General features: G+C 65.6%; 23 protein-coding genes. 16 read left to right on the forward strand and 7 right to left on the reverse strand.

From position 1 onward, the window contains the following. Positions 1-55: 55 nt before the first annotated feature. On the reverse strand, positions 56-229 hold the full coding sequence (locus I6F12_RS29120; protein ID WP_036006471.1) for a DUF1328 domain-containing protein: 174 nt from the start codon (positions 227-229) through the stop codon (positions 56-58). A 236-nt stretch (positions 230-465) separates the two neighbouring features. Here I6F12_RS29120 and I6F12_RS29125 point away from each other — a divergent pair, with 236 nt between their 5' ends. The 9 genes from I6F12_RS29125 to I6F12_RS29165 all read left to right on the forward strand — a co-directional run bounded on the left by I6F12_RS29125 (position 466) and on the right by I6F12_RS29165 (position 8,701). Further along, positions 466-3,045 carry a UvrD-helicase domain-containing protein gene (locus I6F12_RS29125; protein ID WP_225157786.1) on the forward strand — a complete coding sequence of 860 codons (2,580 nt, stop codon included), beginning with the start codon at positions 466-468 and terminating at the stop codon, positions 3,043-3,045. Between the two features lie 8 nt (positions 3,046-3,053). Continuing rightward, entirely contained in the window at positions 3,054-3,341 is a 288-nt protein-coding gene (locus tag I6F12_RS29130) for a type II toxin-antitoxin system HicB family antitoxin (protein WP_036024931.1), read from the forward strand. An 88-nt stretch (positions 3,342-3,429) separates the two neighbouring features. Next, positions 3,430-3,846 carry a hypothetical protein gene (locus I6F12_RS29135; RefSeq protein ID WP_036006450.1) on the forward strand — a complete coding sequence of 139 codons (417 nt, stop codon included), beginning with the start codon at positions 3,430-3,432 and terminating at the stop codon, positions 3,844-3,846. Next, positions 3,846-4,511 (forward strand): OmpA family protein, encoded by a 666-nt coding sequence (locus tag I6F12_RS29140; protein ID WP_036006447.1) that lies wholly within the window; start codon positions 3,846-3,848, stop codon positions 4,509-4,511. The genes I6F12_RS29135 and I6F12_RS29140 overlap by 1 nt, the downstream gene beginning before the upstream one ends. Positions 4,512-4,682: 171 nt before the next feature. Further along, the gene (locus tag I6F12_RS29145; RefSeq protein WP_157284818.1) at positions 4,683-5,201 is read left to right on the forward strand and encodes an Mpo1-like protein; all 519 of its coding nucleotides are present in this window, start codon (positions 4,683-4,685) and stop codon (positions 5,199-5,201) included. 28 nt (positions 5,202-5,229) lie between these two features. Next, positions 5,230-6,261, forward strand: coding sequence for an NAD-dependent epimerase/dehydratase family protein (locus I6F12_RS29150; RefSeq protein WP_036006442.1), 1,032 nt, complete (start codon positions 5,230-5,232; stop codon positions 6,259-6,261). A gap of 26 nt (positions 6,262-6,287) precedes the next feature. After that, a complete protein-coding gene (locus tag I6F12_RS29155; protein ID WP_225157787.1) occupies positions 6,288-6,914 on the forward strand; it encodes an isoprenylcysteine carboxylmethyltransferase family protein in 627 nt (208 codons plus the stop codon). 133 nt (positions 6,915-7,047) lie between these two features. Continuing rightward, complete coding sequence (locus I6F12_RS29160; protein WP_225157788.1) at positions 7,048-7,257, forward strand: hypothetical protein; 210 nt, start codon at positions 7,048-7,050, stop codon at positions 7,255-7,257. Positions 7,258-7,396: 139 nt separating this feature from the next. Beyond that, complete coding sequence (locus I6F12_RS29165; RefSeq protein ID WP_225157789.1) at positions 7,397-8,701, forward strand: sorbosone dehydrogenase family protein; 1,305 nt, start codon at positions 7,397-7,399, stop codon at positions 8,699-8,701. A gap of 4 nt (positions 8,702-8,705) precedes the next feature. On the opposite strand, the gene I6F12_RS29170 is transcribed toward I6F12_RS29165, so the two are convergent. Together I6F12_RS29170 and I6F12_RS29175 are read right to left on the reverse strand one after the other, a co-directional pair. Beyond that, entirely contained in the window at positions 8,706-9,530 is an 825-nt protein-coding gene (locus tag I6F12_RS29170) for an aspartate dehydrogenase (RefSeq protein WP_225157790.1), read from the reverse strand. A 47-nt stretch (positions 9,531-9,577) separates the two neighbouring features. Further along, a complete protein-coding gene (locus I6F12_RS29175; RefSeq protein WP_225157791.1) occupies positions 9,578-10,495 on the reverse strand; it encodes a LysR family transcriptional regulator in 918 nt (305 codons plus the stop codon). Between the two features lie 272 nt (positions 10,496-10,767). On the opposite strand from I6F12_RS29175, the gene I6F12_RS29180 reads away from it, so the two are divergent. After that, positions 10,768-11,841 carry a tartrate dehydrogenase gene (locus I6F12_RS29180; RefSeq protein ID WP_036006429.1) on the forward strand — a complete coding sequence of 358 codons (1,074 nt, stop codon included), beginning with the start codon at positions 10,768-10,770 and terminating at the stop codon, positions 11,839-11,841. A gap of 208 nt (positions 11,842-12,049) precedes the next feature. Here the strand turns inward: I6F12_RS29180 and I6F12_RS29185 are convergent, their stop codons facing one another. Together I6F12_RS29185 and I6F12_RS29190 are read right to left on the reverse strand one after the other, a co-directional pair. After that, positions 12,050-12,994, reverse strand: a complete 945-nt coding sequence (locus I6F12_RS29185) for a LysM peptidoglycan-binding domain-containing protein (RefSeq protein ID WP_225157792.1) — start codon at positions 12,992-12,994, stop codon at positions 12,050-12,052. Between the two features lie 172 nt (positions 12,995-13,166). Beyond that, positions 13,167-13,646, reverse strand: a complete 480-nt coding sequence (locus I6F12_RS29190) for a MarR family transcriptional regulator (protein ID WP_036024920.1) — start codon at positions 13,644-13,646, stop codon at positions 13,167-13,169. A gap of 107 nt (positions 13,647-13,753) precedes the next feature. Between I6F12_RS29190 and I6F12_RS29195 the strand changes: the two genes are divergently transcribed. Both I6F12_RS29195 and I6F12_RS29200 read left to right on the forward strand, forming a co-directional pair. Beyond that, positions 13,754-14,962, forward strand: a complete 1,209-nt coding sequence (locus I6F12_RS29195; protein ID WP_050995928.1) for an ABC transporter substrate-binding protein — start codon at positions 13,754-13,756, stop codon at positions 14,960-14,962. Positions 14,963-14,978: 16 nt separating this feature from the next. Beyond that, complete coding sequence (locus I6F12_RS29200) at positions 14,979-16,157, forward strand: cytochrome P450 (protein WP_225157793.1); 1,179 nt, start codon at positions 14,979-14,981, stop codon at positions 16,155-16,157. Positions 16,158-16,188: 31 nt separating this feature from the next. Here the strand turns inward: I6F12_RS29200 and I6F12_RS29205 are convergent, their stop codons facing one another. Then, a complete protein-coding gene (locus I6F12_RS29205; protein ID WP_225157794.1) occupies positions 16,189-16,908 on the reverse strand; it encodes a hypothetical protein in 720 nt (239 codons plus the stop codon). A gap of 285 nt (positions 16,909-17,193) precedes the next feature. On the opposite strand from I6F12_RS29205, the gene I6F12_RS29210 reads away from it, so the two are divergent. The 4 genes from I6F12_RS29210 (at position 17,194) to I6F12_RS29225 (ending at position 20,882) form a co-directional block, all read left to right on the forward strand. Beyond that, positions 17,194-18,117 carry an ABC transporter ATP-binding protein gene (locus I6F12_RS29210; protein ID WP_036006409.1) on the forward strand — a complete coding sequence of 308 codons (924 nt, stop codon included), beginning with the start codon at positions 17,194-17,196 and terminating at the stop codon, positions 18,115-18,117. Then, entirely contained in the window at positions 18,114-18,875 is a 762-nt protein-coding gene (locus tag I6F12_RS29215) for an ABC transporter permease (protein ID WP_036006407.1), read from the forward strand. The genes I6F12_RS29210 and I6F12_RS29215 overlap by 4 nt, the downstream gene beginning before the upstream one ends. A gap of 163 nt (positions 18,876-19,038) precedes the next feature. Then, on the forward strand, positions 19,039-19,848 hold the full coding sequence (locus tag I6F12_RS29220) for a L,D-transpeptidase (RefSeq protein WP_225157795.1): 810 nt from the start codon (positions 19,039-19,041) through the stop codon (positions 19,846-19,848). A 38-nt stretch (positions 19,849-19,886) separates the two neighbouring features. Then, positions 19,887-20,882 carry a glycerophosphodiester phosphodiesterase gene (locus tag I6F12_RS29225; RefSeq protein WP_225157796.1) on the forward strand — a complete coding sequence of 332 codons (996 nt, stop codon included), beginning with the start codon at positions 19,887-19,889 and terminating at the stop codon, positions 20,880-20,882. 106 nt (positions 20,883-20,988) lie between these two features. Here I6F12_RS29225 and I6F12_RS29230 read toward each other — a convergent pair whose 3' ends face one another. Further along, positions 20,989-23,268, reverse strand: a complete 2,280-nt coding sequence (locus tag I6F12_RS29230; RefSeq protein ID WP_225157797.1) for a fused MFS/spermidine synthase — start codon at positions 23,266-23,268, stop codon at positions 20,989-20,991. Positions 23,269-23,414: the final 146 nt, after the last annotated feature.

The raw sequence follows: 23,414 nt of genomic DNA on the forward strand, positions 1-23,414 counted from the left end.
GCCGTCTGCCGCCTGTGGTTCACCTCTCCCCGTCGGAGAGAGGTGAACATCGCAGCTATATTCTGTTGCGGCCGCGGGCGAGGCCGACAACGGCCGAGACCAGGAACAGAACGACTGCGATGAAGAAGATGATCTTGGCGATCTCGATCGAAGCGCCGGCGACGCCGCCGAAGCCCAGGATGCCGGCGATCAGTGCGATAACCAGAAACGTCACAACCCAGCCTAGCATGGTCAAACCCTCGTCTTGATGTTGTCTGCGATCGACGCGGCTGGCCGCGCCACCTGTCCTGACAATCTCGACGCGGGAACGATAGTTCCGGTCCCGGCGGGAGCGAAATTCGCTGGCTCAGCTGGAACAAATCGGCCTGCCGCGCACGTGGAAAACCCGGCCCGGCGCCCCATATAGGCACCAATCCCTGTTAAGAAGGCTCCCTTCCACCACCCCGCGGTGCCATCGTGGGGCCGATGATTCGCATGACCGAGCCGAGCAAGATCACAGCCGTACCCGACCACCAGCCCGCAGCCGGCGGCATCGCCGCGCGTGCGCGCGCCTCGGTCGGCCCGAAATACCTCGCCGGGCTCAATCCGGAGCAGCGCGAGGCGGTGGAGACGCTGGACGGCCCGGTCCTGGTGCTGGCCGGCGCCGGCACCGGCAAGACCCGCGTCCTGACCACGCGCATCGCGCACATCTTGAGCCAGGGCCGCGCCCGCCCGGCCGAAATCCTGTCGGTGACCTTCACCAACAAGGCCGCGCGCGAGATGAAGCACCGGCTCGGCCAGATGCTCGGCCACGCCGTCGAAGGCATGCCATGGCTCGGCACCTTCCACTCCATCGGCGGCCGCATCCTGCGCATCCATGCCGAGCTGGCGCAGCTCAAGTCGAACTTCACCGTGCTCGACGTCGACGACCAGGTCCGGCTGCTCAAGCAGCTGCTGCAGGCCGAGAACATTGACGAGAAGCGCTGGCCGGCGCGGATGCTGGCCGGCCTGATCGACGGCTGGAAGAACCGCGGCTTGATGCCTTCACAGGTACCGTCGGGCGAGGCCGCGATGTTCGCCAACGGCAAGGGCGGCAAGCTCTATGCGAGCTACCAGGAGCGGCTGAAGATTTTGAATGCGGCCGACTTCGGCGATCTCCTGCTGGAGAACATCCGCATCTTCCGCGAGCACCCGGATATCCTCAGGCAGTACCAGCAGCGCTTCAAGTTCATCCTGGTCGACGAGTACCAGGATACGAACGTCGCGCAGTATCTTTGGCTGCGGCTGCTGTCGCAGGCGCCGTCTTCCACCTCTCCCCGCTTGCGGGGAGAGGTCGCATCGCGAAGCGATGCGGGTGAGGGGGACTCTCCAAGCACCGAGCTCGTGGAGACTCCCCCTCATCCCGGCCTTCTCCCCGAAAGCGGGGAGAAGGAGAAGACCAAAAACATCTGCTGCGTCGGTGACGACGACCAGTCGATCTACGGCTGGCGCGGTGCCGAGGTCGACAACATCCTGCGCTTCGAGCACGATTTCCCGGGCGCCAAGGTCATCCGCCTGGAGCGCAATTACCGCTCCACCGGCCACATCCTCGCCGCCGCCTCGCACCTGATCGCGCACAATGAAGGCCGGCTCGGCAAGACGCTGCGCACCGAGGATCAGGACGGCGAGAAGGTCACCGTCACGGGCTCATGGGATTCGGAAGAGGAAGCCCGCGGCATCGGCGAGGAGATCGAGCAGCTGCAGCGCCAGGGCGAGAAGCTCAACGAGATCGCCATTCTCGTGCGCGCCTCCTATCAGATGCGCGAGTTCGAAGACCGCTTCGTCACGCTCGGCCTGCCCTACCGCGTCATCGGCGGCCCGCGCTTCTACGAGCGCGCCGAAATCCGCGACGCGCTGGCCTATTTGCGCGTCATCAATTCGCCGGCCGACGATCTCGCCTTCGAGCGTATCGTCAATACGCCCAAGCGCGGGCTCGGCGACGCCACCGTGCAGATGCTGCACGACCACGCCCGCAAGCGCCGCATTCCCCTGTTCGAGGCGGCGCGCGCCGTGGTCGAGACCGACGAGCTGAAGCCGAAGGCGCGCGGCTCGCTTCGCGATCTCATCGTGCAGTTCGACCGCTGGCGTGCCCAGCGCGAGGTCACCGCGCACACCGATCTCGCCCAGATCGTGCTCGACGAGAGCGGCTATACCGAGATGTGGCAGAAGGACCGCTCGGCGGACGCCGCGGGCCGGCTGGAGAACCTGAAAGAGCTGGTGCGCTCGATGGAGGAGTTCGAGAACCTGCAAGGGTTTTTGGAGCACATCTCGCTGGTGATGGACCGCGAGGGCGGCGCCGAGGACGACGCGGTGTCGCTGATGACGCTGCATTCGGCCAAGGGGCTCGAATTCGACAACGTGTTCCTGCCAGGCTGGGAGGAAGGCCTGTTCCCGAGCCAGCGCACCTTGGACGAACAGGGCCGCGCCGGTCTGGAAGAAGAGCGCCGGCTCGGCCATGTCGGCCTGACCCGCGCCCGCCGCCGCGCAAAGATCTATTTCGCGACCAACCGGCGGATCCATGGCACCTGGTCGACCACGATCCCGTCGCGCTTCCTCGACGAATTGCCGGCAGCCAACGTCGAGATCACGGAATCCAAGGGCGGCTCCGGATGGGGCGGCAGCGGCGGCTACGGCGCCTCGCGCTTCGACGACATGGAGGCGTTCGGCTCCAGCTATTCGACGCCGGGCTGGCAGCGCGCGCAGGCGAACCGGAATCGCGGCGGCGGTCGCAATGGCGGCGGCCGAAGCGGCGGCTTCGAGGAAGAGGCCGCGACGTTCTCGACCTCCTCGTCATCCGGCCCCGATTTCGGCAGCTTCGCCTCGCGCCGGCGCGGGCCCCTGACGATCGAAGGCGAGCTGGTCGCCAAATCGACCGGCACGACGTCCGAATTCTCGCTGGAAGACCGCGTCTTCCACCAGAAATTCGGCTATGGCCGCGTCACCAAGATCGACGGCAACAAGCTCACCATCGCCTTCGACAAGGCCGGCGAGAAGAAGGTCGTGGACAGTTTCGTGCAGCGGGCGTGAGACCCGATATGGCTCAGTACGTTGCCATCATCGAGGACGCCGACCCGGACGAAACCGTGAGCTTGTGGTTTCCGGACCTGCCCGGTTGCATCTCCGGCGGCGACGACGTCGAGGAGGCCCTGGAGAATGCGCCCGAGGCGCTCGCATTCTATGCGCAGGAGCTGACCGCGGACGGGCGCCAGCTGCCCCCGCCGCGGACGCTGGACGAGCTCAAGGCCGATCCCGAGGTTGCCGAGGACCTCAGGAACCATACCGTCGCCCTGGTCGACTGGCCGCCCCTCGCTGAGGCCGAGTGAGGACTGTTCGCCGCACTGCGCAACTCTCGACAGTTCTCGCCCGAACGCCCCTTGACCGCCGCGAACTTCCCCGTATCAGATGCAACCCATGGTCCGGGGCTCCGTCACATTGATCGTGCTTGCATTGGGGATGCCGTCGCTTGCGGCGGCGGAGACCATGAGCTTTGGCGATTCGATCGGCAAGCTGGCGGCGAGCTGCGGGGCGGAAATCGTCGCCAATTGCCGCGGCGTCAACCCGGATTCGAACCGGCTGAAGGAATGCCTGTCGCGCAATCGCGACGTGCTCTCGCCGCAATGCACGAGCGACTATCTCGGCGTGTTCGACGCCATCCAGAAGCGCGTCGCCGCGCGCGTCACCGTGGCGAACGCCTGCCAGCGCGAGATCGTCAAAGTCTGCGGCGGCTCGACCAAGGAGACCAGCAAGTCGATCCCGTGCCTGGTCTCGACGCCCAAGGGCATCAGCAACAACTGCCTGAAGGCCGTTGACGACGCGGGGTATCGCTGATGCGCGCGACCGGGCTCGCTACCGCAGGACTGGGCTTGGCGCTGGGGCTCGCTTTGCTCGCGGGCCCCGCCGGCGCGCAGACGGCGGCGCCGACCCGCGACGACATTGTCGCGAAGCTGAACCATTTCGAAGAGGCCGCCGAGGTTGACCTGCCCGCGCTGAAGCAGCAGGTGATGGAGCGCGCCAAGACCAGGATCAAGAACGATCCGGGGCCGGTGAACCGGCCGCTGATCGCGCCGGAGCTCGCCAAGCTGCCCGCCTTCAATGCGCAGATCCAGTTCGACGCCGACACGCCGATCATCCAGCCGGCGTCCTACCAGACCGTTGGCCGCATTGCGGACGCGCTGGTTCATTCCTCGCTGCTGCCCTACACTTTCCTGATCGTCGGCCACGTCGAATCCAATTCGAAGACGCGCGAGGCCAATGCGATCCTGAGTCAGCGCCGGGCCGATGCGATCCGTGACGTCCTGGTGAACACCTTCAAGATCTCGACCAAGCGGCTGCATCCGATCGGCCTCGGCGAGGAGCAGTTTCTCGACCGGGCCAAGCCGACCTCCGCCGTCAACGGCCAGTTGCAGATCCTGACTTATGCCAAGCTGCCGGAAGAGACGCGTCCGGCTGCGACGCCAGCGCCTGCGGCGAAAAAGCCCGCCAAGAAGCGCTGAGCGAAGGCGGCTCCGCGGCTGACGGAACCCCTTGAAGTGCGGATTATTTTGCAGCCTGTCCCGGGCGCGCGCGCACGGTTTCAGGCGACAAAAGTGCCGGTTTGTGCACCGCTCGGTCCAGTGCTATAGCCTCTGTTCGCCCTTCCCGACCCCGTGCTGCATGAGACCGAAATGGGTGGCTTTTTCCAGCGCCAACTTGCCGTTTATGTCGAGTACCATCGCGATCCCCGCAACACGGCGATGCATGTGGTCGGCATCCTGCTGCTGTTCACCGGCGCCGTGCTGCCGCTGACGCTGGTCAAGCTTCCGCTGTTCGGATTCAACGTCAGCCTGGCGGTGGTCCTGGCTGTTCCGGTCTTGATTTATTGGCTGCTGCTCGACGCGGCGCTCGGGCTCGGCATTCTGGCCGTCTCCGTCGTGCTGTTTTCGGTTGCGACGACCATCGCGGCGCAAGTCAGCACCGCGACGATGTGGGCGATTTTCGCCACGCTGGTGGTGCTCGGCCTCGCCGCACAGGCCATCGGCCACAAGGTTTTTGAGGGGCGCGAGGCCTCGTTGTTCACGTTCCCCTCGCATCTTTTGCTTGGACCGATGTTCGTCATGGCAAAATTATTCATTGCACTGGGTTTCCGTCGCGACCTTGCCGCGATTCTGGCGCCTCTTCCGGCCAATTCCCTTTCAACCCGATAACGCTCGAAGCGAAACAGCAACCTACTGCATGGCTCTCGTCCTGGTTACCGGTGGCAGTGGCTTCATCGGACATCACCTCGTAGAAGCGCTCCGCGCCCGTGGGCAGCGGGTCCGCGTTCTCGATGTCCGTGTGCCGAGCGCGGCGAACGCGGATGTCGAGCACGTCCACGGCTCGGTGCTGGACTGTGCCGCGGTCGATGCGGCGATCGCCGGCTGCGATCAGGTCTATCACCTCGCCGGCCTGCCCGGCATGTGGGTCGCCAACAAGCAGGACTTTCACGAGGTCAATTGCCGCGGCACCGAGATCGTGCTGGCGGCGGCGATGAAGCGCGGCGTCTCGCGCTTCCTGCATTGCTCGACCGAATCGATCCTGTTCCCCTATTCCGACCTCAAGGGCGTTCCCGCCGAAGAGGCGCTGCAGCCGGCCGAGGCGATGCCCGGCGCCTACACCCGGTCGAAATCGCTCGCCGAGCATCATGCCGCCAAAGCGGCAGAAGCGGGCTTCCCGCTGGTGATCGGCACGCCGACCATGCCGATCGGCGCCGCCGACCAACATCTGACACCGCCGACCGCGATGCTCTGGTACTTCCTGCAGAAGAAGGTGCAGCCGCACCTCAACTTCCTGGTCAATCTGGTCGACGTCCGCGACGTCGCCATGGGCCTGGTCCTGACCATGGAACGCGGCCGCCTCGGGCAGCGCTACATCCTCGGCGGCGACTGCGTCCCGCTCGGCGACATCCTGCGCATGATGTCGACGATGAGCGGACGCCGGCAATTTCCCGTCGTCGTACCCGGCAAGATCGCCGAGCTCTCCGCGATCATGCTCGAATACATCGCCGACCACATCACGCGCCGGCCGCCCAACGGCACCGCCGAGGGCGTGCGGATCGCGCTCGCCGCGAGCGATCTTTCGATCGGCAAAGCCCGTACCGAACTCGGCTATTCGCCGCGTCCGATCGAGCCCGTCTTGCGCGAAACCATCACCCACCTGCTCGCCCGCAACGGCCAGCAGCCCTCCGGCGCCCTCAAGCATCACGCGCTGTCCTCGCGCGCGAGCTGACGCCGCTTCAAACGCAAAGAACCTTCATGCCTTTCGATTTCAGCAAGCTTCTCTCTGTCGCCTGGGGTGGCTGGACCACGACCTGGCCGACGCAACTGCTCGCCCTGATCTGGCTCGGTTTTCTGGTCAGCTGGGTCGGCGCCTCGTTCTGGCAGGGGCAGACCAAGAAGCAGGTCATGACGCTGGAGTCGCAGCGCTATCGCCTGCCGATCCTGGTCGGCGGCATCCTGTACACGCCGTTCATTGCGGAAGCCATGGGCTGGAAGCCGCTTTGGGTGCTCGGCAACACCGGCATCATCATCGCTGCGGTCCTCTCCGTCGCCGGCATCGCTTTCGCATGGTGGGGGCGGCTGCATCTCGGAAAATTCTGGTCCAACACCATCACCCAGAAGGAAGACCACCGCGTCATCGACACCGGCCCTTACGGTATCGTACGTCACCCGATCTACACCGGCCTAATCTTCGGCATGCTGGTGACCGGCGTTGCGATCGGCTTGGTGACGACGATCCTCGGCGCGATCCTGATCTCGCTCGGCATGTGGCAGAAGGGCCGGATGGAAGAGGTGTTCCTCTCGAAGGAGCTCGGCGAGGACGCCTATGGAGCCTATTGCCGCCGCGTTCCGATGATCATTCCGTTCACGTCGCCGCGGTGAGGGCGTCACTCTCCTGTCCGGACGAGCTGCGCTGCGTCCGGGGCACGAGTGCACGATCCGACTCGCCAAGGAACCACACCTCTGCTGGTCCGTTAGCCCTCGACATCTGTCAACGGCCGCAGAGCATCGAGCCATGTCGGACGCCTACGATTATTTTCGCGCCCACGCGATCGCCGCCGTCCGCAAGGCGCGGGCGCTGCCCCCCGGGCGTACGAAGCAGAAGCAGCGCACGGTGGCGCGGGTCCATCATCTGCTCTCCAGGGAAGCGGCGCTGGCGCCGAACATCCGTCACTTGGATGATTTTCGCGCGGCACGACGGCTGGAGCGGCAGATCGGCCGTTGATCTCCGGGCCGACGCCGCGACCTGTCCCATGCAAATTCGATCGGCTGCCATTCCACGGGAATAGGCCCGTGCTGAGCTCCGCACAGGTTGACGTCGGCCCCGTCAGCCAGTTGGATGCGCGCGCAACCGGGGGCTTGTCATGACGTTTTCCAGCATCTTCGCGCAGTTCGTCGCCTTCATCGGCGGCATCGCGCTGCAATGGCGCAAGATGACGGGCACCGACCCCGCGCCGGCCTGGGGCGAGAAGCCCGCCATTCCCGAAGCGAAACCGCAAGGCGCGATCCCCACCTTGAAGATGCCGACCGCACGCGGCTGGCGCGACGGACAGAAGCCGATCGCCGCACCCGGGCTCAAGGTCGATGCGTTCGCGACCGGTCTCGACCATCCGCGCTGGATCGAGGTGCTGCCCAATGGCGACGTGCTGATCGCGGAGGCAACGCAGATCGCGGGCGCCCCGCGCAGCGTGTTCCACTATGCGATGCAGGCGACGATGCGGCGCGCCGCCGCGCTCGGCGTCTCCGCCAACCGCATCACGCTGTTGCGCGACAAGGACTGCGACGGCGTTGCGGAGATTCGCGGCGCGTTCATGGAGAACCTCAGCCAGCCGTTCGGCATGGCACTGGTCGGCGACACTTTCTACGTCGGCAACACCGACGGCGTGATGGCTTTTCCTTACGTTGCCGACGCCGACCGCATCACAGCACCGGGCAAGCGGCTGACGACATTCAAGCCCGCCGGCCACTGGACGCGCAGCCTGCTCGCCAGTCCCGACGGCAAGAAGCTCTATGCCGGCGTCGGCTCGCTCAGCAACATCGCCGAGATGGGCATGGAGGTCGAGCAAGGTCGCGCCGCGGTCTACGAGCTCGATCTCGTCGCCGGCACGCATCGCATCTTTGCGGCCGGCCTGCGCAATCCCGTGGGCCTTGCCTGGGAGCCGACGACCGGCGTGCTTTGGACCGTCGTCAACGAGCGCGACGGCCTCGGCGACGAGACGCCGCCCGACTATCTCACCTCCGTGCGCGACGGCGGCTTCTACGGCTGGCCCTATTGCTACTGGGGCAAGACGGTGGACGACCGCGTGCCCCAGGATCCGGCGATGGTTGCCAAGGCAATTCAACCGGACTATGCGCTCGGTGGCCACACCGCTTCGCTCGGCCTGTGCTGGATGCCCGCAGGCACCCTGCCCGGCTTCGGCGACGGCATGGTGATCGGCCAGCACGGCTCGTGGAATCGCAGCAAGCTGTCCGGCTACAAGCTGGTGTTCATCCCGTTCGCGAACGGCAAGCCGTCCGGCCCCTCGCGCGACATCCTGTCGGGCTTCCTGTCGCCGGACGAGAAGGAATCCTACGGCCGCCCGGTCGGCGTCGCGATCGGTCCCGACAGGAAATCGCTACTGATGGCCGACGACGTCGGCAACGTGATCTGGCGCGTGACGGGGGCGTAGGAGCTCACGTCCCCACGCACAGCGTGGCGCGCTGCTTGCGGAGCAGCGCGATCACCGACAACGCGGTGATCAGGCCGGTCTTGGGATTCTCGGACGGGATGTTCTCGATGCCCATCGAGAAGCGCGCTGAGTCCGCCTCGACCTCGATGCGGTGAACGTTGCGCGTCACGGTCGGGTCGGCCCAAACCTGGATCTCGGTGCGATCGGGCCCGATGCCCGCGAGCGACAACGCAACGGCGACATTGACGTTGGCCGGAAAGCCCTTTGCCGCTTCGCGCGCGCTGCCCTCGAACAGCTTCAGCGGTTCGCGCAGATTGTCGATGTCGATGTTGTTCTGAACGATGAACGGCGCGCCCTTCAAGCCGTCGATCGGCTTGCGGGTCACCATCTTCACGGAATGGATGGTGCCGATTGCGGCGGCGTTGACGGCATCGAGGCCGATCAGCGCGCCGGTCGGCACCAGGATACGGCCGCCATTGGCGCGGGCGAGATCGACCAGATCGAAATTGTCGAGCAAGCCGCCGACGCTGACTACGACCGCGGCCTTGCCGCGCTTCACCGCAGGCTCGACGATCGCACGCAGCTGGCTGCTCGGCGCGCATTCGACGACGATGTCGGCGGCCTTGCCGAGCTCGTCGAGCGGCAGGATTGTCGGTGGGCGACGCAAGCCGTCGATGAAGGCTTGATGCTTGGCGGGATCCCGCACGGCCACGGCCGCGAGCGACAGGCCCTCGATGCCCTGATCGAGCGCGGTCGCGATCTTGGTGCCGATCGAGCCCAGCCCGGCAATGGCCACCCGCAATTCGCCTGAAGCCGTCTGATCCGTCATCACCATCCCTCTGTCCTGGCCTCTGTCTTGGCCGATGTCATAGCCGCTCACGCCTCCCGCGCATAGCTGCGCAGGCGGGCTTCCAGAACCGCCAGCATGGCATCGCGGGCCGGATCGCGCGAGCCGCGCAGCCAGGCGGCGGCAAGCGGCAACCGGCCCACCGGCCCGCTCTGCCTCAGTCGAAGCGGCACGAAGCGCACACCGGTCACCGCCATCCGTGCGGTCCAGCGCGGCACGATCGCGACCCCGAGCTTCGTTGCCACGAGGTTGATGATGGTCTGCTTCTCGTCGGCGACCTGAACGATGCGCGGCGTCAGGCCGGCCTGTTCGAACAGCTTTATGGTGAGGTCGTGGCTGTGCGGCCGCGAGCGCCGGTCCGGCACCAGCATAGACTCGTCGGCGATATCCGCCAGCGTGATCGCTTTGCGCCCGGCCAGCGCGTGCCGCCGCGGGAACGCAACGATCGCGCTCTCCTGGAGCAGGTCGCGGAATTCGAGCCGCTTGTCCGGCCGGTCAGGCGGACGGACGAAGGCGAGATCGAGCGCGCCGTTCAAAATCCTCGGCAGCAGCCGGACAGTCTTGTCTTCGAGGAGCTGCACCGCGATGTTAGGATGCCTGACGCGGAAATCGCGCAGGAGCGGCGGCAACAGTCCGGCCGCCGCGCTGTCGATAGCACCGACCCGCAGCCGCCGCGCGGTCCCCGCGCGCGAGCGATTGCGCAGGTTGCTCTCGACCGCCTCGACCTTGGCGAGGATGGTGCGGGCATCGCGCAGCAGCGTCGTGCCGTCCTCGGTGAGCGACACCACGCGCGTGGTCCGCGCGAACAGCCGAGTGCCCAGGTCTTCCTCCAGCAGCCGGATCTGCCGGCCGAGCGCGGAGGGCAGCATCTGAAGCTGCTGCGCCGCGCGGCCGAAATGCAGCTGCTCGGCCGTCGCCACGAAGCATCGGAGCTGATGCAATTCCATTCGCCGTCCTCTCGCCTCGCCCGACCGCGCTTGAGACTTGCGCGAGGTCGTCATGCCCGGGCTTGTCCTGGGCATCCACGTTCTTGGGCCGCGGGGAAAGGCGTGGATGGCCGGGTCAAGCCCGGCCATGACGCCGTGGCGACCTCCCGATGATTATATCATTTTTTTGTATAAACCAGCGCCGATTGAGTTTGCCCGGCACTCCCGTCTAGATTCGCCAGCGACGCCGACGGCCGGATATGCCGGCGCGGTCTCTCAAACGGAGCCTTCCCATGCGCACCCATTCGATCGCAGCCATCCCCGCCGACGGCATCGGCCCCGAGGTGATCTCGGCCGGCGTCCGCGTGCTGGAGGCTCTCGCAAAACGCAGTGGCGATCTCGCCTTCAACGTCAAGACGTTCGACTGGGGCTCGGATTATTACAAGAAGCACGGCGTGATGATGCCGGCGGACGGCCTCAGCGAGCTGAAGAAGTTCGACGCGATCTATTTCGGCGCGGTCGGCGCCCCCGACGTGCCCGACCACATCACGCTGTGGGGCCTGCGCCTGCCGATCTGCCAGGGTTTTGACCAATACGCCAATGTGCGGCCGACCAAGATCCTGCCGGGCGTCGCCTCGCCGCTGCGCAATGTCGGCGTCGGCGATCTCGACTGGGTGATCGTGCGCGAGAACTCGGAAGGCGAATATGCCGGCATGGGCGGCCGCGCCCACAAGGGCCTGCCGGAAGAGGTCGGCACCGAAGTCGCCGTCTTCACCCGCGTCGGCGTCACGCGGATCATGCGCTATGCGTTCCAGCTCGCGCGGTCGCGCCCGCGCAAGCTGCTGACCGTCGTGACCAAGTCGAACGCGCAGCGCCACGGCATGGTGATGTGGGACGAGATCGCGGCCGAGGTCGCCGGCGAATTCCCTGACGTGACCTGGGACAAGATGCTGGTCGACGCCATGACGGTGCGCATGACGCTGCATCCGAAGAGCCTCGACACCATCGTCGCAACCAATCTCCACGCCGACATCCTCTCCGATCTCGCCGGCGCGCTGGCTGGAAGCCTCGGCGTCGCCCCGACCGGAAACATCGATCCGCAGCGCCGCTTCCCCTCGATGTTCGAGCCGATCCACGGCTCGGCGTTCGACATCACCGGCAAGGGCATCGCCAACCCGGTCGCGACGTTCTGGACCGGCGCGCAGATGCTCGAGCATCTCGGCGAGAAGGATGCCGCCTTACGGCTGATGGCCGCCGTCGAGCGTGTCTGCGCCGCGGGCGTGCTGACGCCGGATGTCGGAGGCAAGGCGACCACGAAGGAGGTCACGGACGCCGTGATCGATGCGATCCACGGATCGAATGTTTAGTCTTATCGGATCGAGTGTCGCCAAGGACTCGCTGCACCTCTCCCACTTGCGGGGAGGGCGACGCGCTCGGCAGCGCAATTGCGCGCCAGAGCGCGGCGGGTGGGGGCTCTCTTCTCTGGGGTCCTCGATCGAGGAGAGACCCCCTCCCCAACCCTCCCCCGCAAGCGGGAGAGGGAGCGCACCGCCTTCTGCGGCAAGATAACGGCCCCTACCTCCGCGCCGCCGGTGACGCCGGCGGCGTGGCCATCGCGGCGGCCGGCTCGGGCGGTGTCAGATGGCGGGGGACGATGATGGTCTGGCCCGGCGTCAGCTGCGCGTTCTCGGGCAGCGAGTTGCTCTGCGCGAGCGTCCACAGCGGCACGCGGTTTGCTGCTGCGATGCTCTCCATGGTGTCGCCGCGGCGCACCGGCACCCGCACGCCGCTGTCCCACAATTCGACCAGCGTGTCCGCCGGCACGAGATAGCGCAGCGGCACGGCATCGGCCTGCGTTTGCGGCGGAATGCGCGGCAGCTGCGTCACCATCTCGACGATCTGACGATGGATATCGTCGGACTTCTCGATGTTGATGTGGGTGACGCGCGCGTTCCGCTTGAGGTCATAGCTGGCGTAATGGCCGCGAAAGCCGGGAACAGCCACGACGTCGCCGCCGCCGAGCACGCTGTCGGACAGGAAGACGTTGATGAAGCGCTCGACGTTGAGGGGGACATCGCCGGTCGCTTGCGCGGGATCGATGGCGATGACGAGGCTGATCGGGATGTTCTCCTTGGCCGCCATCTCGGAGATGACGATCGAGCACAGCCCGCCCATGGAATGGCCCATCAGCACGATCGGCGCCGGCGATTCCTTATAGCTGGAGATGGCGCGATCGCCGATCCACCGGCAGATGGTGAATTCGTAGACGTTGGCCGAGAAGCCGGCCTTCGTTAGCTTCTCTTCGAGCCGATCCATGCCGGTCGAGAAGATCGGGCCCATGGCGCCGCGGAACAGGTAGATTTTTGGCGGCGGCAACGGCTCGAACGGCGGAGGCGGCGGCGGCGCGGCGGGGGCGGTCGCGTTGGTCTTGGACTTGGGGGGAGTAGCAGCGGCCATGCCACTGCTCAAGGCGAGCAGCACCACTGCTGCCAGCGCGAGGAGTCGCCTCGAATGAATCATCAGTCCAGCAGTCCCACCACGGGAGGCAGGGGCCTCCCCTGACCGGCTTAGTGACCATCGATTGGGTGGATTTTGGGGCACGGAACCGACCATCTCTCGTCCGGCGCCCTCTCCGGCTGCCGCGCCGCTGGACGTGGCTGCGACCGTCGGCCTCAGGCGGGCCTCTCCCGGGCTAAAGCGGCAGCAGCCGGTTGAGCAATTCGAGCAGGGTGCGCTGCTCCGCCTCGGTGAGCGGGGCCAGCATCTTCCGGTTATAGAGCCCCGTCAGGCTTGCCCCGTCCTGAATGAGCTTGGCGCCCTTCGGCGTAAGCATCAACTCGACGGCGCGGCGGTCGGATTTCGAGCGGTTACGCTTGATGAAGCCGGACGATTCCAGCTCGTTCAGGATCTTGATCAGGTTCGGCAGGCGCAGGCGGAGTAGGCTGGCAAGGCTGCTGGGGGGAACGCCCGGATTGTCGCGAATGACGACGAAGATCGCGTAGGTCGCCGGCGTCAGGCCCAGTGCGGCGAACTCCTCGTAGAAGCCTTCGAAGAACTTCAGCTGCGCGAGCCGCAGCATGAAGCCGGGCGTGCGCTGCAGCGCGCGCAAGTCCAGTGACGTCTCCGACGGTTGAGCGGGCTTCGCTCCGGGTCTGACTGCTTTCGGGCTCATGATCCTGGATCCGGCGGCCACAAGTCGGCCGAATTGACACTCTCAAAAATAGCTATAAAATATAACTATTATAGAGCGGCACCAAGACCGCCCATGGGAGGGACACAATGAACAGCAAATTCCTGCATAAACTGTGCATGGTGGCCGCGGTGCTGACCGCCGCACCGGCCTTGGCCCAGGACGTCGTGAAGATCGGCATCCTGAACGATCAATCGGGGCCGTTCGCGAGCTATCAGGGCATCGGCTCGGTCGTCGCCGCCAAGATGGCCGTCGAGGACTATGGCGGAAAGGCCGCCGGCAAGCCGGTGGAAGTCGTTGCGGCGGACCATCAGAACAAGACGGACATCGGCATCGGTATCGCCCGGCGCTGGTACGAGAACGAGAGCGTCGATGCGATCTTCGACATTCCGAACTCGTCGATTGCGCTCGCCGTGGCCGGCATGAGCGCCGAGAAGAACAAGGTCTTCGTGGGCTCGGGCGCCGGCACGGTGCTTCTGACCGGGGAGAAGTGCACGCCAAACACCGTGCACTGGACCTACGACACCTATTCCTACGGGCGCGGCCTCGGCAAGGCCATCGTGCAGCAGGGCGGCAAGAAATGGTTCTTCATCACCGCGGATTACGCGTTCGGCCATGATCTGGAAAAGCAGGCCGCGGAAGCCGTGAAAGCGTCCGGCGGTGAGGTGCTCGGCAGCGTGCGGCATCCGTTGGGCACGGCTGATTACGCCTCATTCCTGCTCCAGGCCCAGGCGTCGGGCGCGAGCGTCATCGCATTCGCCAATGCGGGGGACGATACCATCACCTCGATGAAGCAGGCCGCCGAGTTCGGGCTGACGAAGGATCACAAGCTGGTCGGATTGATCCTCGGCATGAACGGCCTTCCCGCGCTTGGGCTCAAGTTTGCGCAGGGCGCGCAGATCATGAATCCGTTCTACTGGGATCTGACCGACGGCACGCGTGCTTTCGCGAAGCGCTTCGCCGAACGCATTCCCTCGAAGGCCTATCCGAACGACATGCAGGCCGGCGTCTATGCCTCGGTCATCCACTACCTCAAGGCGGTCGACAAGGCCGGCGGCGCCAAGGACGGCAAGGCCGTGGTCGCGACGATGAAGCAGATGCCGACCGACGATCAGTTGTTCGGCAAGGGCTACATCCGCAAGGACGGCCGCAAGATCCATCCGCTCTACCTGTTGCAGGTCAAGGCTCCCGAGGAATCGAATTCGTCCTGGGATCTGCTGAAGGTCGTTGCCACGATCAAGGGCGAGGACGCGTTCCGCTCCGAGAGTGACGGTCAGTGCCCGCTCGCAAAGCAATAGCGGTTCGGAGCTGACCATGAGCGGCATTGCATCCAGTCCGGTCGATCCGTTCGCGCCCGGCTTTCTGACGGATCCCTATCCCGCCTATGAGGCGCTGCGCGCAATCGGGCCGGTGTTCGAGGTGGAGCGCTACGGCGTGTGGGCCATGGCGCGCAATGCCGAGGTCGAAGCGGCCCTGAAGGACTGGAAAACGTTCATCAGTGGCGAGGGCGTCGGGCTGAACGGGATGAACCCGGCGCTGCCAAAGCCGCTGACCCTGCAGATCGATCCGCCCGACCACGACAAGGGCCGCCGCGTGCTCGGCCGCACGCTGTCTCCGGGCGTCGCAAGGAAGCTGCGCGAGACGTTCCAGCGCGAAGCAGAGAGGAAGGTCTCGGAGCTGATCGACAAAGGCACCTTCGATGCCGTGACCGATCTTGCGGAAGCCTATCCGATGAAGGTGTTTCCGGACGCGATCGGCATCCGCCCCGATGGGCGCGAGAAGCTGCTCGCCTGGAGCACGTTCGTATTCAACAGCTTCGGCCCGGAGAACGAGATCCTCGCGGCGTCGCGGAAGGATGGTCTCGCGGCGCAGAGCTGGATCATGGAATGTTGTGCGCGCGATGCGCTACGGCCCGACAGCCTCGGCATGATGATCTACCAGGCGGCCGATGAGGGCGAGATCACCGAGCACGAGGCGACGCATCTGGTGCGGCCGTTCCTCACGGCAGGAATCGACACCACCGTCAATGGCATCGGCAATACCCTGCTCGCGCTCGCCACTCATCCGGACGAATATCGCAAGCTGCACGAGAAACCAGAGCTGGCGCGCAACGCCTTCGAGGAAGGCCTTCGCTACGATTCACCGGTGCAGACGTTTTTTCGCACCACCTCGCGCGATGCCGAGATCGGCGGCGGCGTGATCCCGGCGCACCGCAAGGTGCTTCTGTTCATGGCCTCCGCCAATCGCGATCCCGCGCGCTGGGACAAGCCGGGCCGTTTCGACGTGGAGCGGGTTGCGACCGGCCATGTCGGCTTCGGCGCAGGCATACACGCCTGCGTCGGCCAGATGATCGCGCGTCTGGAGGGCGAATTGATCTTCGGCGAGCTCGCAAGGCGCGTGAAGACGATCGAGCTCACGGCGGAGCCGAAGCGCAGGCTCAACAATTCCCTGCGCGGGCTGGAGAGCATGCCGGTTCGCGTGACGCCAGCTTAGGCGGGCATCACGCGGCAGGATGCGCGACGGCTCAATTCCTCGCCGGATCCGTTGCCGCCGCCGCGCGTGCGGGCCGCGGCGCAGCGGGTTCGGCGACTCGCGCAGCCGGGGCGCGCGAGCGCATGATGGCGGCGTCGATCTCGGCGATGACGCGGCGCTGGATCGCCTCGTTCTTGTCGATCGAGATGTGGCCGACGCCACTGCCGCGGATGTCGACATTGTCGAGCTTGCCGCGGAACCCGGCCGCGGCCCGCACCGGCTCGCCGGGGCCATCGCCGATATAGATGTTGATGTAGCGTTCCGCGCCGGTCGAGAGCTTGGTCTTGAACACGGAGTCGAGGCCGATCGCGAGCTTCACGGGCACGCCGAGCTGGTTGAGCTTGGCGATCATGTCGGGCAGCGCGGTCGCACCCGAGGAATGGCCGACCAGGATGATGGTCTTGAGCCGACCGGCCTTGTAGGCAGTCGCCGCTTCATCGGCGAGCGAGGACCAGGACACGAAATTGGCGACGGTCACCGGAACGCCCTGCGCCTGGAGCCGGGCGCCGATGGTGTCGAGGCCGAGCGAGAAGATGTTGAGCACGCCGCGGAGCAGATAGACATGCGTGGTCGCCGCCGCGGCCTGGCTCGGCGCGGCCTTGGCGGTGGTCGGGCTGATGGCAACAGCTGACAGCAGGAGCAGGCCCATCGCCCAAACACGGAGGGCGGACAATTGGCTGGCGCCGGCGGTGTGACGGCCGTTCGGTCTCATCGATCTTTTCCCTGGAGACAATACGCTTCGCGATTGGCCGGAATCGTAGCCACGGCGCGCTCGCAGACGCAACAAAGAGGCGCGTGAGCGCCAATCTTAGCAGCAAGCCGTGACCATCGCGCAACACTTGCCCGGAACATGCCACTAAAGCGCCTGTTTTGAGACCATTTTTCTCCGGGGAATTGCGGAGGGACAATGGCGTTCCTATTTCAGGGCTCCGCCGACCTGTCCTCCTGGATGGTCCGGCCCCCTCCCCAGCCTTTGCTCCTCAGCCTCGCGGCCATCATGTCTTCCATCATCTCCGTCGCCAATCTGTCGAAGACCTATGGGTCCGGCTTCAAGGCGCTCAAGAACGTCAATCTCGACATCAAGCGCGGCGAGATTTTTGCGCTGCTCGGCCCCAACGGCGCCGGCAAGACCACGCTGATCTCGATCATTTGCGGCATCGCCAATCCGAGCGAAGGCCGCGTCCTGGTCGGCGGCGAGGACATCCAGACCTCCTACCGCAAGGCGCGCTCGCTGATCGGCCTCGTGCCGCAGGAATTGCACACCGACGCCTTCGAGAGCGTGTGGGCGACCGTGAGCTTCTCCCGCGGCCTGTTCGGCAAGCCGAAGAACCCCGATCACATCGAGAAGGTGCTGAAGGCCCTCTCGCTGTGGGACAAGAAGGACAACAAGATCATCACGCTCTCCGGCGGCATGAAGCGCCGCGTGATGATCGCCAAGGCATTGTCGCACGAGCCGCAGATCCTGTTCCTGGACGAGCCGACCGCCGGCGTCGACGTCGAGCTGCGCAAGGGCATGTGGGAGGTGGTACGCGGGCTTCAGCAATCCGGCGTCACCATCATCCTCACCACGCATTACATCGAGGAAGCCGAGGAGATGGCCGACCGCATCGGCGTCATCAACAAGGGCGAGATCGTGCTGGTCGAGGACAAGACCACCTTGATGCAGAAGCTGGGCAAGAAGCGGCTGACGCTGCATCTGCAGAACAAGGTGACGGCGTTGCCGGAAAGCCTCAGCCAATACGAGCTCGAGCTCTGCGACGGCGGCGCGACGCTGGTCTACGATTACGACACCCAGGGCGAGCGCACCGGCATCACCAGCCTGCTCGGCGATTTGCGCGCCGCCGGCATCCGCTTCAACGACCTCGACACGACGCAATCGTCGCTCGAGGACATCTTCGTCGACCTCGTGAGGACGTCATGAACCACCGCGCCATTCGCGCCATCTACCTGTTCGAAATGGCGCGCACCTGGCGGACACTGCTGCAAAGCATCGTCTCGCCGGTGGTCTCGACCTCGCTCTATTTCGTGGTGTTCGGCGCTGCGATCGGCTCGCGCATCAGCGAGGTCGAGGGCGTCAGCTACGGCACCTTCATCGTGCCGGGCCTGATCATGCTCTCGGTGCTGACGCAGAGCATCGCCAACGCCTCCTTCGGCATCTACTTCCCGAAATTCACCGGCACGATCTACGAGATCCTGTCGGCGCCGATCTCCTATTTCGAGATCGTGCTCGGCTATGTCGGCGCCGCCGCCACCAAGTCGATCATCCTCGGCCTAATCATCCTGGCGACCGCCGGGCTCTTCGTTCCATTGCATATCCAGCATCCGGTCTGGATGCTGGCCTTCCTGGTGCTGACGGCGGTGACGTTCAGCCTGTTCGGCTTCATCATCGGCATCTGGGCCGACGGATTCGAGAAGCTGCAGATGATTCCGATGCTGGTGGTGACGCCGCTCACCTTCCTCGGCGGCAGCTTCTATTCCATCGACATGCTGCCGCCGACCTGGCGCACGGTCGCGCTGCTCAACCCGGTCGTCTATCTGATCTCCGGCTTCCGCTGGAGCTTTTACGAGATCGCCGACGTCAGCGTGTCCGTCAGCATCGGCATGACGCTGGCGTTCCTGGTGATCTGCCTGGTCGTGATCTGGTGGATTTTCCGAACCGGATACCGGCTCAAGAACTGACCACGCGGCGCTCGCGAAAATGTCAGCGCCGCCGGCCGGCGCGGCACAAAGCGGCCTTGCTTACGCCTGCCATCACGTTAACGATGGACAGGCTGGCCGCTGGAACCAACGCCGGGCTGCAGGCATAATGCACGCCGGGGGACGGAGAGCCGCGGCGCTAAGCATGAACAGGCCGGAGGCCAGAAGTCAGATGCGTTCGTTTTTTATTGCTCTCACATCCCTGATGCTTTTGAGCGCGGGCACCGCGCAGGCCAAGGTCGAGATCACCGTCGACAAGGACAATCAGCAGATGACCGTCGCCGTCGACGGGGTCGCGCGCTACCGCTGGCCGGTGTCGACCGGCCTCCCCTCGCGCGAGACGCCGAACGGCGCCTTCCGGGCCTTCCGCATGGAAGAGGATCACTACTCCAAGGAATTCGACGACGCGCCGATGCCGCACGCGATCTTCTTCACCAAGGTCGGGCACGCCATCCACGGCACGGACTCGGTCGGCCGGCTCGGCTCGCCGGCATCCCATGGCTGCGTGCGCCTGTCGCGCCAGAATGCCTCGACGCTCTATGCGCTGGTGCAGCAGCAGGGCGTGCTCAACACCACGGTGACGCTGACCGGCTCGGCCCAGGTGGCGCTGGCGCGCAATCCGCGCGGCCGCAACAACACTGCGGTGGCCCGCGCCCCGCAGCCGGCCGAAGACCAATACGCCACCACCGGCGCCCCCGTGGACCTGACCCCGCCGGCGCAGCCCGCGCGGCGCTACATGCCGCACGACGACAATTACATCTACCCGGCCGACGGCAGCGACACCGGCGCGCGCTATCCGGCGCCGCGCTCGGCCACCCGCCCGCTCTACGACGCGCAGGTCTATCAGCAGCAGCCGCGGCCTTATTACGACCAGGGCTACGGCCAGCAGGGCTATTACTATCAGCCGCAGCCGCGGCAGGTTTATCAGCCGCGCGGCTACTACTATCAGAACTGACCCGGCGACCATCAACCGCCCTTGACCGTCGAGGCACCATGCCATCACGTGCCACGACAATCCCGGTGCTGCTCTCGCTGCTCACTGCCGGACAAGCCATGGGATCTGATTTGGCCTTCGACCTCGAGGCGCATCGCGGCGGGCGGGCGCTGCTGCCGGAAAACACCCTGCCCGCCTTCGCCCATTCGCTGACGATGGGCGTGGACACGCTGGAGCTCGACGTCGGCGTCACCGCCGACGGCGAAGTGATCGTCGCGCATGAGCGCGAGCTCAATCCCGATCTCGCACGGCGGCCCGATGGCGCCTACATCGCTCCGCCCGGCACGCCGTTCGTGAAATTGCGGCTCGACGAGATCAGGACCTATGACGTCGGCCAGATTCGGCCGGACAGTGCCTATGCGAAACAATTTCCGGGCCAGCGTGCCGTCCCGGGGACTCGCATTCCCACCTTGCGCGAGCTGTTCGCGCTGGTGCGCAAGTCCGGCAACAGGCAAGTGCGCTTCAACATCGAGACCAAGATCGATCCGAACCGTCCCGATGAAACGCTTGATCCGCAAGAATTCGTCGCGAAGCTGCTCGGGGTGATCGAGACCGAGGGAGTCTCCGATCGCGTCATGATCCAGTCGTTCGACTGGCGAACCTTGCGTCGCGTCCAGCAGCAGGCGCCGAACATCCCGACCGCGTACCTGACGATCCAGCGCAGCCTGGCTCCGACGGTAGCGCTCGACAAGGCGACAAACTGGACGGCGGGGTTCAACCCGGCCGATCACGCCGGCTCGCTGCCGCGCACGATCAAGGCTGCGGGCGGCGCGATCTGGTCGCCCTATTTCGGCGACGTGACCGCGCCTCTGGTCTCCGAGGCCCACGCGCTCGGACTGCGCGTCGTGGTCTGGACGGTGAACAAGCGTGAAGACATGACGCGCATGATCGAGCTCGGCGTCGACGGCATCATTTCGGACAGGCCGGATTTATTGCGAGAGGTGGCCGGCGCTAAGGGAATTGCGCTGCCGGTGGGGACGCCCGTGGCGCCGTAGTTGCGATGCCTCGTAGCCCGGATGGAGCGCAGCGAAATCCGAGACAGTACCACGCCGGGAGCGCCCCCGGATTGCGCTTCGCTCCATCCGGGCTGCGAAGAGAGCCCTACTCGCCGTCCTTCCAGCGCCGATACAGCGCGCCCAGGATGTTCGAATAGTCATCGGTCCAGACCCGCACCCTGTCGTCGGCTTCGGTCTGTTCCCATTGCTTGGAGGACGCGAGCCTGCCGATGTCGGCCTCCTCGCGCGCGGAGATGACGACGTCGGTGGAGAAGATGTAGTCACCATCGCGCCCGGAATCCTCGTTGAAGACCCAGCTCTTGAGATCATTGGCGTCCGCGATACCGACGACGACGGTTTCGAGGTCCAGATGCCGGTTGGAGACGTGCATCACCACGGCACCGTGCGGCGCGAGCTTGTCCTTGTAGATCTTCATCGCCTCTTCGGTCGCAAGATGGATCGGGATCGCGTCGGACGAATAGGCGTCGACGATGACGAGATCATAGGCGCCGTCGGGCTCCTTGGCGAAGGTGAGGCGCGCATCGCCGATGACGGGCTTCATGTCGGGCATGCAGCTCGAGATGTAGCGGAAATTCCTCGGGTCGCGTGCCGCGTCGACCATGGACTGATCGATCTCGAAAAAGGTCCAGTCCTCCCCCCGCTCGGCGGCGCAGGCGAGCGTGCCGGAGCCGACGCCGATCGCGGCGACCTTCAGCGGCGCGCCCTTGCGCTCGCGGATCGCGCTGACGGCCTGACCGATGCCGCCGTCCTTGTGATAATAGGTGATCGGCTCGGGCCGGCCGGCAACAGGCGTGCCGTCATTGTTGCGGAAACGCTCGGCGCCATGAATGGTGGTGCCGTGCATCAGCACGTGGAAATAACCGCCCGGCGTCACCACGATCTTGTGCACGCCGAAGAAGCTGCGCACGGTCGTGACGCGGCCCTCGTCCGCGGGATAGACGCGGATCAACGCCAGCGCCAGCACGACGGTGGCAAAGATCTTCCAGCGCCCGGCATTGAGGATCAGCGCGAGCAGCGCGGCGAGCACGCCGACGGCGCCGGCGACCCAGACACGATGATCCTCGAACCAGGTCGAGAGGCCACCGGTCGTATATGACGGCGCGATGAGCGCCACCGCGAGCGCGGCGAGCGCCAGCCAGTACCATTTGACGATTGCGGCCAGCCGCTCATTCCCGGACGGACGGCACAGCGCGGCAAGCGCGATCAGGATCGGATATTCGGCGATCCACGAGAAGGTGAAGGGCGCAACGAGCCCCGCGAACAAGCCGCCGACCATGCCACCGAACGACAACGCGACATAGAAGCCGGTGAGATATTTGGCGGCAGGCCGCGTCCGCGCCAGCTCGCCGTGGCAGGCCATGGCGATGACGAAGAAGCAGAGTTGATGTCCGCCGAGGGTCAGCAGCAGGTTCTGCTCGCCGCCGAAAGCCAGCAGGACGACGACGCCCGCAATCGCGACCGGCTGGAGCATCAGCATCCATTTGTGCGGCAGCAGCGGCCGCGACTGGAACACGACGACCCAGGTCAAGAGGTAAAGCGACAGCGGCAGCACCCACAAAAGCGGCGCCGCCGCGACGTCGGTCGAGATGTGCGCGGTGACGGCGATGAGCAGGCCCGATGGCACGGCGGCGAGGAAGATCCAGCGCAGCCGCGTCAAGAGGCCGGGCGCGGGTGCATTCACGTCCTCGGCCCGCGTGTCGATCAGCGCCAACGTCGGCGAACGCAACAACAGCACGCCGCAGGCGCCGATGAGGAGGATCAGCAGGCCATAGCCACCGGTCCAGAACCGGTTCTGCATCTGCAGCGTGAACATCGGCTCCAGCAGGAACGGATAGGACAACAGCGCGAGGAAGCTGCCGATATTGGAGGATGCGTAGAGGAAATAGGGATCGTGCCCGGCCGGATGGCCGGTGCGGACGAACCAGGCCTGCAGCAGCGGATTGTTCGCGGCGAGCGCAAAGAACGGCAGCCCGATCGAGACCGCGAACAGGGCGAGCAGCCAGACTGCGTAGCCCGAAGCCGGCGGCTCGCCATAGGCGGAGGCGATGCCGAGCGGCAGCGTGGCGAAGGCGGCAAACAGCAGCACCAGATGTACCGCGACGGGGACGATCCGGTTCCGCGCCTGCATCAGCAGATGCGCATAGGCATAGCCGGCCAGCAGCAGCGACTGGAAGAACACCATGGCCACCGACCACACCGCCGGCGAGCCGCCGAGCCGCGGCAGCACCATCTTGGTGAACAGAGGCTGCACCGAGAACAGCAGCAGCGCGCTGACGAAGATCGCAGCGGTGTAGATCGTCAGCAGCAGCCGGTTGCGCGACGACGACGGCTGCTCCGTGGCGGCGGGTTGCACGATCGAATCCATGAATGCTCCGGCTCAAACCCCGGCGGGCGCCGGATCGCGCGCAATGGAGCACAAGGCGCCTGGACGGGCAATAAAGTGTGGCGTGATGTTGCAGCAAGGAATGCCTGATATAGAGATGTCGTTCCGATGCGACGCGCGACATCGAA

Origin of the sequence: Bradyrhizobium sp. IC4059 (assembly GCF_020193615.1) — a bacterium.
GTDB classification, from domain to species: domain Bacteria; phylum Pseudomonadota; class Alphaproteobacteria; order Rhizobiales; family Xanthobacteraceae; genus Bradyrhizobium; species Bradyrhizobium yuanmingense.